The organism is Paenibacillus sp. J22P59, from assembly GCF_059383895.1.
Map to the genome: position 1 here is coordinate 97,368 of NZ_JBXENX010000001.1, position 18,642 is coordinate 116,009.

At 46.4% G+C, this 18,642-nt stretch carries 16 protein-coding genes; all 16 read left to right on the top strand.

The window, feature by feature from the left end; genetic code table 11:
- The 16 genes from rpsO to yfmF all read left to right on the top strand — a co-directional run bounded on the left by rpsO (position 1) and on the right by yfmF (position 18,641).
- Positions 1-270, top strand: coding sequence for a 30S ribosomal protein S15 (rpsO, locus tag AC50YO_RS00530; protein WP_494841994.1), 270 nt, complete (start codon positions 1-3; stop codon positions 268-270).
- A gap of 188 nt (positions 271-458) precedes the next feature.
- Positions 459-2,540 (top strand): polyribonucleotide nucleotidyltransferase, encoded by a 2,082-nt coding sequence (gene pnp, locus AC50YO_RS00535; RefSeq protein WP_494843179.1) that lies wholly within the window; start codon positions 459-461, stop codon positions 2,538-2,540.
- 195 nt (positions 2,541-2,735) lie between these two features.
- Positions 2,736-3,737, top strand: coding sequence for a polysaccharide deacetylase family protein (locus tag AC50YO_RS00540; protein WP_494841996.1), 1,002 nt, complete (start codon positions 2,736-2,738; stop codon positions 3,735-3,737).
- Between the two features lie 48 nt (positions 3,738-3,785).
- Positions 3,786-5,051 carry a M16 family metallopeptidase gene (locus tag AC50YO_RS00545; RefSeq protein WP_494841998.1) on the top strand — a complete coding sequence of 422 codons (1,266 nt, stop codon included), beginning with the start codon at positions 3,786-3,788 and terminating at the stop codon, positions 5,049-5,051.
- A complete protein-coding gene (dut, locus tag AC50YO_RS00550) occupies positions 5,032-5,475 on the top strand; it encodes a dUTP diphosphatase (protein ID WP_494842000.1) in 444 nt (147 codons plus the stop codon). The genes AC50YO_RS00545 and dut overlap by 20 nt, the downstream gene beginning before the upstream one ends.
- A 153-nt stretch (positions 5,476-5,628) precedes the next feature.
- The gene (dpsA, locus tag AC50YO_RS00555; protein ID WP_494842002.1) at positions 5,629-6,528 is read left to right on the top strand and encodes a dipicolinate synthase subunit DpsA; all 900 of its coding nucleotides are present in this window, start codon (positions 5,629-5,631) and stop codon (positions 6,526-6,528) included.
- Complete coding sequence (locus AC50YO_RS00560; RefSeq protein ID WP_494842004.1) at positions 6,525-7,118, top strand: dipicolinate synthase subunit B; 594 nt, start codon at positions 6,525-6,527, stop codon at positions 7,116-7,118. Before dpsA ends, AC50YO_RS00560 begins: the two co-directional genes overlap by 4 nt.
- 50 nt (positions 7,119-7,168) lie before the next feature.
- Positions 7,169-8,203: an aspartate-semialdehyde dehydrogenase gene (locus tag AC50YO_RS00565; protein ID WP_494842006.1), complete on the top strand. Its 1,035-nt coding sequence runs from the start codon at positions 7,169-7,171 to the stop codon at positions 8,201-8,203.
- 53 nt (positions 8,204-8,256) lie between these two features.
- Positions 8,257-9,468: an aspartate kinase gene (dapG, locus tag AC50YO_RS00570; protein ID WP_494842008.1), complete on the top strand. Its 1,212-nt coding sequence runs from the start codon at positions 8,257-8,259 to the stop codon at positions 9,466-9,468.
- Positions 9,469-9,633: 165 nt separating this feature from the next.
- Positions 9,634-10,509 carry a 4-hydroxy-tetrahydrodipicolinate synthase gene (dapA, locus tag AC50YO_RS00575; protein WP_494842010.1) on the top strand — a complete coding sequence of 292 codons (876 nt, stop codon included), beginning with the start codon at positions 9,634-9,636 and terminating at the stop codon, positions 10,507-10,509.
- A 246-nt stretch (positions 10,510-10,755) separates the two neighbouring features.
- Positions 10,756-12,435 carry a ribonuclease J gene (locus AC50YO_RS00580; RefSeq protein WP_494842012.1) on the top strand — a complete coding sequence of 560 codons (1,680 nt, stop codon included), beginning with the start codon at positions 10,756-10,758 and terminating at the stop codon, positions 12,433-12,435.
- A gap of 144 nt (positions 12,436-12,579) precedes the next feature.
- Positions 12,580-13,320, top strand: coding sequence for a ClpP family protease (locus AC50YO_RS00585; protein ID WP_494842014.1), 741 nt, complete (start codon positions 12,580-12,582; stop codon positions 13,318-13,320).
- Positions 13,320-13,559 carry a YlzJ-like family protein gene (locus tag AC50YO_RS00590; protein WP_494842016.1) on the top strand — a complete coding sequence of 80 codons (240 nt, stop codon included), beginning with the start codon at positions 13,320-13,322 and terminating at the stop codon, positions 13,557-13,559. Before AC50YO_RS00585 ends, AC50YO_RS00590 begins: the two co-directional genes overlap by 1 nt.
- 60 nt (positions 13,560-13,619) lie before the next feature.
- Positions 13,620-16,313 carry an FtsK/SpoIIIE family DNA translocase gene (locus AC50YO_RS00595; protein WP_494842018.1) on the top strand — a complete coding sequence of 898 codons (2,694 nt, stop codon included), beginning with the start codon at positions 13,620-13,622 and terminating at the stop codon, positions 16,311-16,313.
- 110 nt (positions 16,314-16,423) lie between these two features.
- The gene (gene sleB, locus AC50YO_RS00600; protein WP_494842020.1) at positions 16,424-17,221 is read left to right on the top strand and encodes a spore cortex-lytic enzyme; all 798 of its coding nucleotides are present in this window, start codon (positions 16,424-16,426) and stop codon (positions 17,219-17,221) included.
- 145 nt (positions 17,222-17,366) lie between these two features.
- Positions 17,367-18,641, top strand: coding sequence for an EF-P 5-aminopentanol modification-associated protein YfmF (gene yfmF / locus AC50YO_RS00605; protein ID WP_494842023.1), 1,275 nt, complete (start codon positions 17,367-17,369; stop codon positions 18,639-18,641).
- The last annotated feature ends 1 nt before the right edge of the window (position 18,642 follow it).

Below are 18,642 nucleotides of genomic sequence, written 5' to 3' on the forward strand. Positions count from 1 at the left end.
ATGGCAATTACACAAGAGCGTAAACAAGAGCTTATTGAGACACATAAGACTCATACTAGCGACACAGGATCACCGGAAGTTCAAGTGGCTATCCTGACTGAAAACATCGTTAACTTGACGCAGCATTTGCGGGAGCACAAGAAAGATCATCATTCCCGTCGCGGCTTGCTCAAGATGGTAGGTCAACGTCGTAAATTGTTGGCATACCTGAAAAACAAAGATGTTAGACGTTATAGCGCATTGATCGAAAAACTCGGCCTTCGCCGCTAAAACATGTTTCATGAAAAGCAACCTGGTAGTCTTGCCGCCCGGGCTAACGGAGCCGGCGGAAGCGGGTTGCTTTTTGTAATATCAAAAGCTTTTGCAGGATATACCATGACTATTGGCGAAGGAACAACTACGCCATTAGCTGTTTTTACATAATTGTATAGGAGGGATTTCGTTTGCAACAAGTTGAAATGTTGTTGGGTGGCAGGCCGCTTGTACTTGAGACAGGCCGTTTAGCCAAACAAGCCAATGCTGCAGTAACCGTTCGCTATGGCGATACGGTCGTATTATGTACGGTAACGGCATCTACAGGTCCGAAGGATCTGGATTTCTTCCCGCTTACCGTTAACTATGAAGAGCGTTTGTATGCAGTAGGTAAAATCCCGGGTGGATTTATTAAACGGGAAGGCCGTCCAAGTGAAAAAGCGATCTTGTCGAGCCGATTGACAGACCGTCCAATTCGTCCGTTATTCCCAGAAGGCTTCCGGAATGATGTTCAGGTTGCTAATATCGTGATGAGCGTGGACCAAGACTGCCCACCGGAAATTGCCGCTATGATCGGTACTTCTGCTGCTCTGTCGATCTCTGATGTGCCATTCAACGGACCAATCGGGGCGGTTAGCATTGGCCGCGTTAATGGTCAATTCGTAATCAACCCTACGGTTGAACAGGAGAAAGAAACTGATATTTTCGTTGTTGTGTCGGGAACTAAAGACGCGATTATGATGGTAGAAGCAGAAGGCAATGAAGTATCTGAAGAAGTGATGCTGGAAGCGATTATGTTCGGTCATGACGAGATTAAGAAAATCGTTGCGACGATCGAAGAGCTCAAAGCAGTGGCTGGCAAGCCGAAGATGGAAGTGAAGCTTCATGCGGTTAATGCAGAAGTGAATACAGCTGTTCGTGACTTTGCATCAGCGAAGCTTGTAGAAGCTATTCGTATTGCTGAGAAGCATGCGCGTCAAGATGCGATTGATGCCGTTAATGATGAGACAGTTGCTCATTTCGAAGAGCAGTATGCAGACACACCTGAGCTTTTGGGTGACGTGAAAGAAGTTCTGTATGATATCGTCAAAGAAGAAGTCCGTCGTTTAATTTCGCATGACAAAATCCGTCCTGACGGTCGCGCTTTGGATGAAATTCGTCCAATCGACTGTGATGTTGCTATTTTGCCGCGTACGCATGGTTCAGGCCTGTTCACTCGCGGACAGACGCAAGCACTTAGCATTTGTACACTCGGACCGCTTGGCGATGTGCAGATCTTGGATGGCATTAGTCCTGAAGAAACGAAGCGCTTCATGCATCATTACAACTTTCCGCCATTCAGCGTAGGCGAAGCTCGTCCTTTGCGTCCTCCTGGTCGTCGTGAGATCGGTCATGGTGCTCTTGGCGAACGCGCTCTGTCGAAGGTTATCCCATCTGAATCGGAATTCCCATATACCATTCGTCTTGTATCTGAGGTATTGGAATCGAACGGTTCTAGCTCGCAAGCAAGTATCTGTGCAAGTTCTATGGCGATGATGGACGCTGGCGTTCCGATCAAAGCTCCTGTTGCAGGTATCGCAATGGGTCTGATTAAAGAAGGCGAGCATTTCGCTATCTTGTCTGATATTCAAGGGATGGAAGATCATCTTGGCGATATGGACTTCAAGGTTGCTGGAACGGCAGAAGGCGTAACAGCTATCCAGATGGATATCAAAATTGACGGTATCAATCGTGCTATTCTATCGCAAGCGCTGGAACAAGCTCGTGAAGGTCGCATGCATATTCTGGGCAAAATGACGGCTATTATTTCCGAATCGCGGACAAGCCTGTCACAATACGCTCCGAAAATTTTGACTCTTCGTATCCATCCAGACAAAATCCGTGACGTTATCGGTTCCGGCGGTAAAATCATCAATAAAATTATTGAAGAAACCGGCGTGAAAATCGATATCGAGCAGGATGGTATGGTTTACATTGCTTCATCCAATGAAGAGATGAATCAACGTGCCAAAGCGATTATCGAAGGCATCGTGAAGGAAGTCGTTATTGGTGAGGTATATCTTGGTACAGTTAAGCGTATCGAGAAATTCGGCGCATTCGTTGAGATTCTGCCGAACAAAGACGGCCTCGTTCATATCTCGCAATTGGCTAATGAGCGTGTTGCCAAAGTCGAGGATGTCGTTGCGATCGGTGATCAAATCATGGTCAAAGTAACAGAGGTTGATCAGCAGGGCAGAGTTAATCTATCCCGCAAAGCTGTTCTTGATCCACAAGTACCTGCGCAGTAAGCTTTGTCTTCTGCGCTTTTCATAGGAAAGCCTAAGCAAAGAGCCAGATTTGATCTGTCTCTTTTTGTTTTGATTAATAACGTGAGCAAGCAACGCTAGCATAATCTCGTCCCATTTCTCATACATATGGAGCAAAGCGTACACTGTACGTAGTAATGCAGAGTATGCGCTATCCGATGAGTGGGAGCTGGCATTATGAATATCCGAAAAAAAATAGTTTGGATAAGCGGCTGCATGGTTCTTTTGCTGGTATTCATTAGCTTGAACGGCGGGAAAGTAGCAGATTATATTGGATCGGTTAAGCCAATAGCGGAGGCACGGGAGGTTGCTGGCTCCAAAAATGCGGAACAAGAACAAGAGCTTCGGGAGAGGATTGCTGCAGAGGCAGAGCAGCATACTATAGCTCCGATTGATGCCAGAATTGATCGGGTATGGAAAGCCATTCCGGGCTATAATGGCATTGCTCTTAATTTGGATAAGACGGTAGAGGCAACCCTTGCTTCTGGTACTTTGGAGAAGATACATTATGTCTATAAGGAGATTGTTCCGAGCATAACGCTGCGTGATTTAGGTGCCTTTCCCGTATATAGGGGCAATCCTGAGAAGAAGATGATCTCTTTCATGGTGAATGTCGCTTGGGGTAACGAGTACATACCATCGATTCTGAATATACTCGATAAGGAAGAAGTGAAGGCGACGTTTTTTCTGGATGGCTCTTGGCTGAAGAAATATCCGGATGTTGCTCAGGAGATTCAAGCCAGAGGGCATGAAATGTCTAACCATGCTTATTCACATCCGAATATGAGTCAGCTTAGCCGGGAGGCTGCATATTCACAAATTTCAAAGACTGAGGATTTGTTGAAAGCTACTTTGAATGTGAACAATCAATGGTTCGCTCCTCCATCAGGGGACTTTAATCAGATGACGGTTGATGTAGCTGCTGAGCAGGGGCTAATGACTGTAATGTGGACAATCGATACCGTTGATTGGATGAAGCCAGCGCCGGATGCGATCATACGCAAAATATCTAAGAAGCTGGAGCCAGGAGCATTAATTCTGATGCATCCTACCGCTTCCTCCCGGGATGCTCTTACTGGGATGATTCGAGAAGCCAAGCGTCAAGGCTATGCAATCGGGACGGTAAGTGATACACTGTCTTCTGCTCGCATGCCTGCTGTTGTTGAGACGAAGCCTTAATTTTGATATAGTGATATCATTCATGTGTACAGGGAGGATGGAAACTAAATGAACAAATATACGCTTAGCAATGGATTGCGTGTTGTTGTGGAATATATTCCAACCTTTCGGTCGGTTGCATTCGGCATTTGGGTTAAGACAGGATCACGCAATGAGACACCAGATAATAACGGGATTTCTCATTTCGTAGAACATATGCTGTTCAAAGGAACGAAGAAACGCTCAGCCAAAGATATTGCCGATTTATTCGATGGGATTGGCGGTAACGTTAATGCATTTACTTCCAAAGAATATACATGCTACTTCGCGAAGGTGCTGGATCAGCACTTGCCGCTTGCGGTAGATGCACTGGCTGACATGTATTTCGAATCACAATTGGATGCAGGCGAATTGGCCAAAGAGAAAAATGTGATTTTGGAGGAAATCTCCATGTATGAGGATACACCTGACGACAAGGTGCATGATGAAGCATCCCGTGCAGCCTACGGAGACCATCCTCTTGCTTATTCCATTCTAGGACTGGAAGAGAAGCTGACTGCGATGACGTCGGACACTCTTCGTGCCTATATGAATGATACCTATACGATTGAGAATACGGTGATTAGTGTAGCTGGACATGTGGAAGAGGGTCCATTATTGGAGCTGCTTGAGAAGCATTTCGGCCGTTTCAATAACAAAGGACAATCCAGTATAGTGGAAGCGCCAAGCTTCCATGGTGATTACCTCTTCTTCAAGAAGAAGACCGAGCAGAATCACTTATGCCTGTCGTTTCCAGGCTGCTCGATCTCGGATTCGAATCTGTATGCGATGATTTTATTGAATAATGCACTTGGCGGCGGCATGAGCTCACGTTTATTCCAAGAAATCCGTGAGAAGCGCGGCCTTGCTTATTCGGTCTATTCGTATCACACTTCTTATGCGGACAGCGGTTTGTTCACGATTTATGCAGGCACGGCTCCTAAGCAGACGAAGGAAGTTCTCAATCTCACCATGGAGCAGCTTGAAGAGCTTTCCGTCAAAGGCCTGGCTGATGAAGAGCTTCATCGAGGCAAAGAGCAGCTCAAGGGCAGCCTGATCTTAAGTCTGGAGAGCACAAGCAGCCGGATGAACCGTTTAGGCAAAAATGAATTAATGCTGGGCCGTCACTATACGCTGGACCAATTGCTGGCTAGGATTGATTCTGTGACGATGGAAGATGTACGCACTATTACTAAGCAAATGCTGTCTGTCCCATTTGCAGTAGCCATGGTTGGAACAAACGATAAAGCGGCAGCACAACTAGGGAGGGATCGTTTTGTTTCAAGTACTATTTAAACGACTGCAGGGTAATGAGGATCTAGCGCTGCCGCAAAAAATGTCTGAATGGGCAGCGGGCTTTGATCTTCAAGCTGCAGTAAGTGAGCCAGTAGTATTGGCACCAGGTGAACGCAAGCTGATTCCAACAGGATTTGCAATGGCAATGCCTGCTCAACTGGAAGCGCAAATTCGCCCTCGAAGCGGGCTTGCTTACAAGCATGGCATTACTTGCTTGAACTCGCCAGGCACAATTGATGCGGATTATCGCGGCGAAGTAAAGGTATTGCTCATCAATCATGGACAGGAGCCGTTCACGATCATGCGCGGGGAGCGTATTGCTCAGATGGTTATATTGCAGCTGCCTGTAATTGCGATTGAAGAGGTAACTGAACTGCCCGATACCGTACGAGGCGCAGGCGGTTTTGGACATACGGGAGTTTAAAAGGAAGAGGATCTGACCTAGAGTCAGGTCCTTTTTTTATTGTAGTCGGGGCTATTGTCTATTTCCTGATAAGTGGGCAGCTTTTGTTCACCCATTCTGGGCGCTGGGCATAAGATGTTGTATAAGTAGTGCTCAGAAAGGAGTGAAGCCTGCATGCTAACAGGCATTCAAGTGCTGCTGCTAGGAGGCGATGCTCGCCAACTAGAAGTGATTCGGAAGCTGGCTGAACTAGATGCGTCCGTGACAGTAGCCGGATTCGAAGGACTGCATTCATCATTGGATGGTGCAATTCACGCGGAGTATAATGATGAATTATTTGATAATGTGGATGCGCTGCTGCTCCCTGCGGTTGGGACGGATGATCAAGGGCTGATTAACTCTGTATTCAGCGACAAAGTAATGAAGCTGATGGACCATCATATTGCGCGTCTGCCTAAGCATTGCAAAGTATATGCTGGAATGGCGAAGCCTTACTTGAGAAATTTATGTGACCAGTATCACATTGGTTTGGTAGAGCTGTTCGATCGTGATGATGTAGCTATCTATAATTCAATTCCTACTGCTGAAGGTGCCGTAATGATTGCCATTCAGAATACCGACATTACCATTCATGGATCGATTTGTATGGTGTTAGGCTTTGGCAGAACTGGATTTACGATGGCCCGTACGCTGCAAGGCCTAGGGGCAAAAGTACTGATAGGAGTTAGGCGAAGCGAGCATTATGCTAGGGCAGCAGAAATGGGTTTTGAGCCGTTTTATATTCATAAATTGCTGGAGTATACAGGCAATATTGACTTGCTTTTTAATACAATTCCGACTATGATAGTCACAGCGCAAATTATAGCAAATTTACCTTCGCGAGCCGTCATAATTGACCTGGCATCGAAGCCGGGCGGGACCGATTTCCGCTTCGCTGAGAAACGGGGAATTAAAGCGTTGCTTGCGCCCGGACTCCCCGGTATCGTCGCACCCAAAACAGCTGGACGAATCATAGCCGATTGCTTGACACAGTTGATTATGGACGATTCGATTAAGCGGGGGAATGGGTTATGAATTGGACTGGAAAAACAGTAGGATATGCTTTGTCAGGTTCGCATTGCACATTAGCTGAGATTATGCCTCAGATTAAAAGATTCGTAGATGCAGGCGCCAATGTGGTGCCGATTGTATCACAGACGATTATGACGACGGATACTCGCTTCGGGAAATCCGAGGAATGGCAGACGCAACTGAAAGCCATAACAGGCAATGATATTATCTCTACCATTGTGCAGGCAGAGCCGCTAGGCCCATCGAAGCTAATTGATGTGCTGCTTATTGCTCCATGTACGGGCAATACGACCAGCAGGCTTGCTAATGCGTTGACCGATAGCGCTGTTCTTATGGCTGCGAAGGCGCAATTACGCAATGGAAGACCTGTAGTGCTTGCAATATCAACGAATGACGGACTTGGTTTGAATGCTGCTAATATAGCTAAGCTATTAGTGGCTAAACATATTTATTTTGTGCCTTTTGGCCAAGATAATCCGCAGCAGAAGCCGAACTCGCTAGTAGCGAGAATGGACTTGACTCTTGAGGCCTGCGAAGCGGCGCTTGAAGGGAAGCAATTGCAGCCCGTATTAATAGAACGTTTTAATTATTAAGTCATTATCTATTTTATTTTTTCTAAGTATAGAGGGGAGAATTACAACAGATGTCGAACCAAAAATTGTTTAACGTTGCGGTAGTAGGAGCAACAGGCGCAGTAGGAGAACAAATACTAAACTTACTACAATCTAGAAACTTCCCAATCAACGAATTGAAGCTGTTGTCTTCGGCTCGCTCTGCCGGAACCAAATTAACATTCAAAGGCCAAGAGGTTACGGTGCAAGAAGCGACGCCGGATAGCTTCAAGGGTGTAGATATAGCATTATTCAGTGCTGGGGGCGATGTTACGAAGGCTTTGGCCCCTCACGCAATAGCGCATGGAACAGTATGTATTGACAATACGAATGCATATCGTATGGATCCTAACACACCGCTTGTTGTGCCAGAGGTTAATATTGAGAAAGTAAGCGAGCACAAAGGAATTATCGCTAATCCGAACTGTTCTACGATTCAAATGGTAGCAGCTCTCAAGCCGCTTCAAGACAAATATGGCATTTCCCGTATTATCGTATCTACTTATCAAGCTGTATCGGGTGCTGGAAGCCGTGCCATTGATGAGATGCTTCGCCAAACTCGCGCATCGCTGCAAGGGGAACCGGTTAATCCGGATATTTTACCGGTCGGTTCTTTGCCAGTGAAGCATCAAATTGCTTTCAATGCTATTCCGCAAATTGATAAGTTCCAAGATAACGGCTACACATTGGAAGAAATGAAAATGGTTCGTGAGACTAAAAAAATTATGAATGATGAGTCGATCGAAGTAACGGCGACTTGCGTTCGTATCCCAGTCGTATACGGTCATTCAGAATCGGTCTATGTAGAGCTTAAAAATAATTATGAACTGGAAGATGTCAAGCAGCTGCTGGCTAATGCTCCGGGCATCACTCTTGTGGATGATCCAGAGAATCAGCTGTACCCGCTGGCTACCGATGCGGCAGGCAAGCCTGATGTGTTTGTCGGACGCTTAAGACGTGATCTTGGACATGAGCGTGGTCTGAACATGTGGATTGTGTCTGACAACCTGATGAAAGGCGCGGCATGGAATGCTGTGCAAATTGCCGAGCATATCGCTAAAGGCTAATAAGATATAGTGCTTGTTAGGACATCTTGCATCGGTTATGGAGGAAAGAGGGCATGCGCGTCCTTGTCCAAAAATTCGGAGGCACTTCACTTTCGACCGACTATGCTAGAGAACATGTCATTGAACATATTGTGAGAGAACTCGCGAGCGGTTATCAAATCGTTGTCGTCGTGTCAGCAATGGGGCGCAAGGGTGATCCGTATGCTACGGATACTTTGCTGCAGCTGATACGAGAGAATGGCGACCGATTGCCAGCTCGCGAGCGAGATATGCTGCTGGGCTGTGGTGAGCTGATTTCTGCCACAGTTTTATGCAGCATGCTCTGTTCTCGGGGGGTTCCAGCTACTGTCATGAATGGCGGTCAAGCTGGCATCAAGACCGATGATCAATACGGGAATGCTCGAATAAAAGAACTTCGTCCCGAAAAGCTTATTGCTTGCTTGAAAGAGAGTAAGGTTGTTATTGTGACTGGCTTCCAAGGAAGCACAGAAACAGGGGATACGACTACTCTTGGCAGAGGAGGCAGTGATACCTCGGCAACGGCTCTCGGAGCTGCCCTTCGCGCTGATATGGTAGATATTTATACGGATGTGAATGGGATATTGACTGCTGATCCTCGTCTAGTGGAGGATGCGAAGCCGCTGCCAGTTGTCAGCTATGCTGAAATTTGCAATATGGCTCGTCAGGGAGCTAAGGTGATACATCCAAGAGCTGTTGAGATCGCACAGCAGGCACGTATACCTGTTCGTGTAAGATCTACCTTTTCGACGGATGAAGGCACATTAGTAACGGATCGACCTGAGCTAGCTCCCGGTTATGTTAGTGATCGGCATGTAACAGGAATCGCACATGTGTCGGGTGTCACGCAAATTTCTGTGCAAGCGATCGAAGGGAAGAATGACGTTCAGCTGCAAGTGTTTCAGTCGATGGCTCGTCATCATATTAGCGTGGATTTCATCAATGTCACGCCTAGCGGTGCCGTATATACCGTTTTTGATCAGGATGCTGATCGTGCAGTTGCTGTACTCAAGGATATCGGCTACCATCCGATTGCGGTGAATAGCTGTGCGAAAATATCGGTCATTGGCGGGGGCATGAATGGCGTACCAGGTGTTATGGCGCGTATCGTGGAGGCTTTGACGGAACAGGGCATTACGATTATGCAATCAGCCGATTCCAATACGACGATTTGGGTACTTGTGAAGGAGTCAGACATGACTGCTGCCCTGCGGGCCCTTCACATGAAGTTCGAACTTCATTTATAATGTATGAAAGGCGTTTGCTCCGCAAACTCCAGAGAGATGCTTACGAAGTCGAGTTTGTTTCACAAACTCCAGAGAGATGCTTACGAAGTCGAGTTTGTTTCACAAACTCCAGAGAGATGCTTACGAAGTCGAGTTTGTTTCACAAACTCTGTAGGAGGAAATGAAATGGAATTTGGAAGGTTAATTACTGCAATGGTCACGCCATTCGATTCAAATGGTCAGATCGACTGGGAAACAACCGGCCGATTGGTTGATTATTTAATTGAAGAACAACTCAGCGATACGCTAGTCGTATCCGGCACAACAGGTGAATCGCCTACATTAACCGAGGATGAGAAGACTGCCTTGTTCCGCTTCGTAGTTGAACGGGCCTCGGGACGGTGCAAAGTCATTGCCGGAACGGGAAGCAACAGCACAGCCCACTCCATCCATTTGACTAAGGAAGCAGAGGCATGCGGGGTGGATGGCATACTCCTTGTCGCTCCTTACTACAATAAACCTAATCAAGAAGGCTTATATCAGCATTTCAAAGCGATAGCCGAATCTACTAAGCTCCCGGTCATGCTTTATAATGTACCAGGTCGCACAGGAATTAATCTTTCAGTAGAAACAACGCTTCGTCTGGCTCAGCTGGACAATGTTATTGCAACGAAGGATTGTGCATCTTCTGATCAGCTTACCCAGATTATTGCGGCAGCACCAGAAGGCTTTAAAGTATACAGCGGTGATGATAGTGCAACGTTGCCAACACTTGCAATTGGCGGTTATGGTATCGTTAGTGTAGCCAGTCATATTGTTGGTGCAAAGATGAAACAGCTGATCAACGCCTATTTCGATGGCGATGTGAAGCAAGCTGCTTCGCTTCATCTAGAGCTGCATCCCGTATTCAAGGGATTGTTCGAATGTCCTCATCCAGTGCCTAATCCGGTAGCAGTGAAATATGCGCTTGGACTGCGCGGTTTGCCAGTAGGAAGTGTAAGATTGCCTTTGGTAGAGGTAAGTGATTCAGAGGCGGAGTTTTTACGTAATCTGGTTCAATAGAGATGAGCAGCAAGGAAGACAGATCAGAGAACCGACTCTGATCTGTCTTTTTTATTTTATTGTGTGGCTGTAATTGGTCAACAATTGGTATGAAATAGACATGATTCTAGGGAATGGCAATTGCTTGTGCTCGATCTTTTTGATCCGGTATAATGAATATAAGTACATTAGTGCGGAGAGTTGTCAGAATAGTCAAACTTAATGGAAGATAGGTACGGGCAAGCTTACTTTTAAGGAGGAAAGCCTTTGTCAAAGAAGAGCAATCGAGATGCCTTGCTGGTGTTCGCTTTAGGTGGTGTAGGCGAACTTGGTAAAAACATGTATGTCATTCAGTATGACGATGACCTTGTTGTTGTTGATTGCGGTCTTAAGTTTCCCGAACAGGATATGCTAGGTATTGATATTGTCATTCCTGATATATCCTACTTGCTCGAGAATCGAGATAAAGTTCGAGGTATACTGATTACTCATGGGCACGAGGATCATATTGGGGGCTTGCCTTTTGTTCTGAAGAAATTGAATGTTCCCGTATACGGAACGAACTTGACGCTTGGCTTGATTGAAGGGAAGCTAAAGGAAGCGGGCATGCTTGGAGAGACGACATGTATTCGAATTGACGAGTATTCGGAGATACAACTAGGCAGCCTTACAGCTTCTTTTTTCAAAACAAACCATAACATCCCGGGCTCCGTAGGTGTTGCGCTTGATACGCCGGAAGGAACAATCGTTCATACTGGGGATTTCAAGTTTGATTATACGCCAGTCAATGGGCAATATGCTGATATTCAGCGTATAGCTGAGATTGGCAAGCGAGGCGTGTTAGCGTTGTTATCCGATAGTACAAATGCGGAGCGTGAAGGCTACACTCCCTCGGAGAAGAACGTAGGAGAAGAACTGGAAGAATGGTTTCGAAGTGCAACGCAACGTATTATCGTTGCGACGTTCGCAGAAAATGTCCATAGAATTCAGCAGGTTATTGATGCTTCAAGTGCGACCAACCGTAAACTTGCCATTGTCGGAAGCAGCATGACTAAGATGGTTACTATAGCGCATGATCTCGGTTATTTGAATATCCCGGAAGGAATCGTAATCGAATCGGATGAGATTAATCAATTAGCGGCTAATCGAGTTGTTATTCTTTGTACAGGCAGCCAAGGTGAGCCCATGTCGGCATTAACCCGAATGGCCCGTGGTACTCATCGTATAGTAGAGATTATGCCAGAAGATACGGTTATTCTCTCAGCAGCTACGCTACCGGGTCATGAGCGTTATGTTGGACGAACGGTGGATGAGCTCTTCCGTCTGGGTGCCAACGTTATTTATGGTTCTGGCTCAGGCTCTGGTGTTCATGTATCTGGGCATGGCAGCCAAGAAGATTTAAAGCTTATGCTTAATCTCATTAAGCCGCGTTATTTCATTCCTATCCATGGAGAATATCGAATGCTGCATCAACATGCTCTCATAGGAGAAGCAGTCGGGATGGAACGAGATCATGTTTTCGTCATAGATAATGGCGATACCGTAGAGTTTCAAGGAGGCAATGCTCGAGAAGGCTCTAAGGTACAGGCAGGCAATATATTAATTGATGGATTGGGAGTCGGCGATGTCGGCAATGTTGTTCTTCGTGATCGCAAGTTGCTCTCCCAAGATGGCATTCTAATCATAGTGGTTACTTTAAGCAAACAGGATGGTGCGGTTGTCTCTGGACCAGAGATTCTTTCAAGGGGCTTTGTCTATGTTCGAGAGTCAGAAAAGTTACTAGATGAGGCTAATCAGCTTGTAACAGCAACATTGAACAAGCTGACGAAGGAGAAAGTAAATGATTGGTCTTCTTTAAAAATGAATATCAGGGATGCACTTGGACGTTTCTTATATGATCAAACAAAACGCAGGCCCATGATACTTCCGATTATTATGGAGGCATAATTAAGATTAGATCATCAGCTTGAGTACGTCATACTCAGCAGATGATCTTTTTTATGAAGGAAAAGAAGTATAAATTCCACCGTCCACCTCATACTATGACGAGCTAATTATTTCAATTCACGGATACAAAGAGGGGGATTCACGATGTATGATGGCACGCTGAGCAACGAACAGCCTCAACCGGAAATAGGGGAAGACAAGAAGAAGACAAGCAGTATTGTAGAAACGATTCAGCAGCTAGGACAGACCGCTACGCCTGCTTCAGAATCCAATATTTTTTGTATGACAATCATCGGACAGGTAGAAGGACATATGGTGCTTCCTCCGCAGAACAAAACGACGAAATATGAGCATCTTATTCCACAACTAGTGGCAGCTGAGCAGAATCATAAAATTGAAGGCATTCTTATCGTATTGAATACAGTGGGCGGAGATGTGGAAGCGGGTCTGGCGATTGCGGAGATGATATCATCTTTGTCCAAGCCGGTGGTGACGCTAGTTCTAGGAGGCGGGCATTCCATTGGGGTACCAATTGCCGTTGCAGGCAATAAGTCATTCATTGCAGCGACAGCAACGATGACCATTCACCCTATTCGAATGAACGGCCTTGTTATCGGCGTACCACAGACCTTTGAGTATTTGGAAAAAATGCAGGAGCGGGTCGTCCGGTTTGTTACGATGCATTCCAATGTTACGGAAGAGACGTTCAAGGAGCTTATGTTCCGTACAGGGGAATTGACAAGGGATATCGGCACGACTGTGATCGGTTCAGATGCCGTTAAGCATGGGCTGATCGATGCTGTTGGCGGGCTGGGAGATGCTCTACGGGAATTGAATCTTCGTATAGCAGAGAAGAAGCCAGCCATTCCGGAGGTGTATAACTAATGACGCTATATACCGTTGTGCCGCTTGAGGCTATATTCCATGGATACAACGAGGAGAGCGTGGCCCATCAGGAGGTTTGGGTTGCCGGAGTCTACATGCAGATTGAGCCGATTGCTCCAGGAATGGGCAAAATCATTAGACTGCTTCATTGTGCGTTGGATGATTATTTGAGGCCGGAATTGGCGCCAGGCTCTATCGTAAGCTATGGCAGCGATTCACAAGCAAGCCAGAGAAGTTGAATTGGTCAATAGGAACATTTGTCCACCTATGGTATAATGTTTAACCAGAGGTGACGTTCATTGGCAAAGAGAAAACGGAAAAAGAAATCAATAGCAGCTAATTTAAAATATGAAGTATACGGCATTTTACTCATCACGATATCTATAATAGCATTATCTGGTGAAGCGACAGTGGGCCGATCTCTATCGAAGCTGTTTGGCCTTTTTTTGGGGAAATTTTATTTTGTTCTGGCATTGATCGGCATATATGTCGGATTAGTCGTTATGGTGAAAAGAGTATGGCCCAAGGGCTGGTCCAATAAACGTACCGGTCTGTTGGTTTTCGTGCTTGCTCTAACGCTGTGGAGCTCCATAGCCGAGATTAATCAAAAGTTTCCGGAAGGTGAAATGACTGGCGGTCTTATTCTAAGCCAGCTGAGTACAGATTTGAGAGGCGAGCTATTAACCTTCGATGCATCGGATACAAGGTCACTGAATGAGAGAGAGATAAGCGGCGGTTACATAGGAGCTATCCAATATTCGATGCTCTATTCCTTATTCGGTAATATTGGCTCTAAACTAATGATGGGGGTTATGTTCGCAATCTCTCTCATGTTAATTACGGGCAAATCTTATGTAGAATTAGGCCGTCTAATTAAAGTTCGCGGAATTCGGTTGTTTAAGCTGATTCAGGCGAAGTTTGCGCAGCGTTCTGCTCTGCGTGCAGCTACAGTCTCAAGAAATTCAAGCACAGACCAGGAACAGCCTGTATTTGTGCAGGACGATACAATTGATGAAGATGATGATTACGGCGCCTTGCCCTCAAGAAAGAAAAAATCATTATTTTTCTCTTGGCGTCAGCAGGATCAGAATAAAGAGAAGGGCAACAAGGTTGAACATGAGGAATGGTCTCTTAATGATGAACCGTTCTCAAACGATTCAGAGGGTCAACCACGTTGGGCGAATGATTGGGAAGAAGATGATTGGGACAAGAATGACAAACCTTCACCTGAGATTCGCCATTATGTTGAACCTGCTGTTGTGGATAATCCAGAAGAAGATCGCTATGCTGAACCATGGAATGCGGCAGAAGCAGAGGATTCGCCCGCTATCTTTCCTGATGAAGTGGATTCGGAGGATGAGCCTTGGTCTGAAGCAGCATGGAAGTCGCGGAATGAGGATGAATTTCCTGGAGCGGATCTTCATGTCCAGGATGCTTCTCCGATTGGCAATGAAAGCTTAGAAACCTCAGAAGCGCTGGTTGCCGCTCCCCTACATATGGAACATACACCTGCAACGAATGAGGAGCAGCTAACGAAAAGTCATTCCGCTCAGTCTGAGCCAGTGGAGAAGCCTTATGCTTTGCCTCCCTTCAACTTGCTCTCTAAGCCTAGCTTGATGGTTAGGGGAGGAGATTTGGCAGACTCTATGGACTCGAAGCGTAAGCTTGAGGCGACATTAGAGAGCTTTGGCGTTAAGGCGAAGGTGCTTGATGTCGTTCGAGGACCTGCGGTTACACGCTATGAGGTTCAGCCTGCATCTGGTGTAAAGGTTAGTCGAATTGTCAGTCTGACAGACGATATAGCACTCGCCCTTGCTGCAAAGGATATTCGGATGGAAGCGCCTATACCAGGTAAATCGGCGATCGGCATTGAGGTTCCGAATATGGAAGTATCTGTCGTTACGATGCGGGAAGTTATGGAGACAACAGCCTTTCAGAATGCTCCTTCCAAGCTGTCTATCGCCTTCGGCAGAGATATATCGGGACAGCCAATTATCGGCAACCTGGCGCGTATGCCCCATTTGCTAGTGGCCGGGGCTACAGGGTCAGGTAAATCGGTATGTATTAATGGTATTATTACGAGCATTTTGTATAAAGCAACTCCTGATGAAGTGAAATTTCTGATGGTCGATCCGAAGATGGTGGAGCTCAATGTCTATAATGGCATTCCCCATTTGCTTGCTCCCGTCGTTACGGATCCAAGAAGAGCTTCGCTTGCGCTAAAAAAAATCGTAGTGGAAATGGAGAAGCGTTATGAGCTTTTCTCCAAGTCCAGTACTCGCAACATTGAAGGCTATAACACACTCATGGCAGAGAATCCCGCAGCAGTGCTGCCCTATATCGTTGTTATTGTTGATGAGCTTGCCGATCTGATGATGGTAGCAGCCAATGACGTAGAAGATTCGATTGCAAGGCTTGCCCAAATGGCTCGTGCAGCGGGAATACATTTAATTATCGCTACGCAGAGACCTTCAGTAGACGTTATCACGGGGGTTATCAAAGCGAATATTCCGTCGCGTATTGCATTTGGCGTGTCCTCACAGGTCGATTCAAGAACGATTCTGGATATGGTCGGTGCGGAGAAGCTACTAGGCAGAGGCGACATGCTATTCCTGCCAGTCGGGATGTCCAAGCCTATCCGGGTGCAAGGTGCCTTCTTGTCCGATCAAGAGGTGGAGGCGCTTGTTGATTACGCGCGAGGCCAGGCAGAGGCGGAATACAAAGAGGATCTGGTGCCTGAAGTGGAGGAAGAGTCTGCTAATCCTAATGAGATGCTAGATGAGCTGTACGAGCAGGCAGTTCAGATCGTATTGGAAGCCAAGCAAGCATCAGTATCTCTTCTGCAACGGAGAATGCGAATCGGCTATACGAGAGCGGCACGAATTATCGATCAGATGGAGGCTCATCACATTGTAGGCCCTTATGAAGGCAGCAAGCCGCGTGAAGTGCTGATGTCAATGGATCAATACCAGGCCAGCCGTATTCCTTCATAATCCATCCACGATTGTAAAGAGATGCATAGAAGGGCAACTCCTTTCTCATACTAGAGTTAAGTAACGCTGCAACAGCGAACTAACTTGCTAGAGAAAGGCAGATCCCTTACATGAGAAATCGTTTAATTGTGGTGACTACAGTAGTTATAATGCTGTTGACAGGCTCCTTCTCCCTGCAGCATTACTTGCGAAATGGCGGTGCAATCGAAACATTCAGCAAAGCGACCCTCAAGACTGGTTCATCGGGTCAAGATGTGTATGAGTTGCAAGGGAGATTGAAGCATTTGGGCTACTTCAATGGCAAAATTGATGGCCAGTTTGGGGCAAGCACTAAAAATGCAGTAACATGGTTTCAATGGAAATTCGGCATCAAGTCGGATGGCGTGGTAGGGGCCAAAACAAAGCTGAAGCTTTGGGAAGCTACCAAGAGCTGGAAGCCAACCGCAGCTGATACAGGTAAGGCTCCAACTGCAAGCAAGCCAAGCAGTCCTAGCAATAACGGAGGCTCCTCAGGTGGAGGAAGCTCGCTCTCCAAGTCTAATAAGCTGGGCTTAACGGCTAATGACTTGAAGATTATGGCTAATGCCGTATATGGCGAAGCTCGCGGAGAGCCTTATGAAGGACAGGTTGCTGTCGCTGCGGTCATCCTTAATCGTTTGAAATCAACTAGCTTTCCGAATTCGATCTCAGGAGTTATTTTTCAGCCGGGTGCTTTTACAGCTGTGGCAGATGGACAAATTTGGCTTACGCCTAATGAGAAGGCTCGTCAAGCGGTAGAGGATGCAATCAATGGGTGGGATCCTTCTGGGGGATGTCTTTACTATTTCAATCCGGTGACGGCAACTTCCAAGTGGATATGGACAAGACCACAGGTCAAGACGATTGGAAAGCATATTTTCTGTATGTAACCCATCTTGAAGAAGCAGCCGCTCTGCCTAGGCAGACTCGGTTGCTTCTTCCATTTCCTATCGGTTAGAATGGTATAGGATACTGTGAATTGGAATACATTTACTCAAACAATGCAACCATGCAAATAAGAAAGGAGCAAACGACATGACTCAATTTCAAAGAGGGCAGCTAGGGCGAATTCGATTGCATGTGCTACCGACTAAACGCTTCAAGACGTTTGCCATTTCACTATACACAGGAGTACCGCTTAAGGAATCAACCGTAACAGAGACGGCGCTCATTCCTTTTGTTTTGCGACGCGGTACGGCATCTACACCTGAGACCAAAGCTTTTCGTGAACGGTTAGATGATTTATATGGGACTGGTTTTGGATTCGATGTTTATAAAAGAGGCGATTCTCAAATCATCCAATTCCGTATGGATACCATTAATGATCAATTCGTATCTTCAAATACGCCTTTATTGGGGGCATCAATTCAATTGCTTGGTGAAGTAGTAACCGATCCTTGTACAGAGAACGGTGTCTTCAAGAGCAAATATGTGGAGGCCGAGAAACAGACTCTAACAAAGCGCCTGGAAGCTATCGTTAATGATAAAATCCGTTATGCTGCTGAACGCTGTATGGAGGTTATGTGCGCAGATGAGCCCTATAGGCTTCATCCACTTGGCAAGTTGACTGAGATATCGGGGATAACACCGGAATCCTTGTTCAGCCAATACAAGCAGTGGTTAGATACGGCTGCGTTCGATTTGTATGTCGTTGGTGATACCTCCCTTGAGGAAGTAACGCAATTGGTTAAAGGGGCATTTCGTCTGGAGGAGGGTACGCCCGCTTCTTATGCAGTACCGGATGTCCAGCATGCTGTTAACGAAGTGAAAAAGGTAGTAGAACGCATGGATGTCAGTCAAGGCAAGCTGAATCTTGGTTTGCGGACTGGTGTTGGCTATGCGGATGATGATTATGCTGCATCCCTTATGTATAACGGAATTCTCGGAGGCTATCCGCATTCCAAGCTATTCCTCAATGTGAGGGAGAAGGAAAGCTTAGCCTATTACGCTGCTTCCCGTCTGGATGGGCATAAGGGATTATGTACCATTCAATCCGGCATTGAGATTGCGAATTATGATCGGGCGGTTACGATTATACAAGAACAGCTGGAGAGCATGAGGCAAGGCGAGCTGTCTGAGCTTGAGATGAGCCAGACCAAGGCTATGATCTCGAACCATCTACGCGAGCTGCAGGATTCGGCTAACGAGATGATTGCTTATGATTTCAACGCCGTGCTGTCAGGCAAGGAAAGAAGTGCGCAGCAGCTTCTGGAACAGATTAATGGGATAACTTCTGCTGATATCGTACGGGTTGCGGAGCGGGTACAGCTCGATACGATCTATTATTTGCGTGACCGGAAGGAGGCGTAGC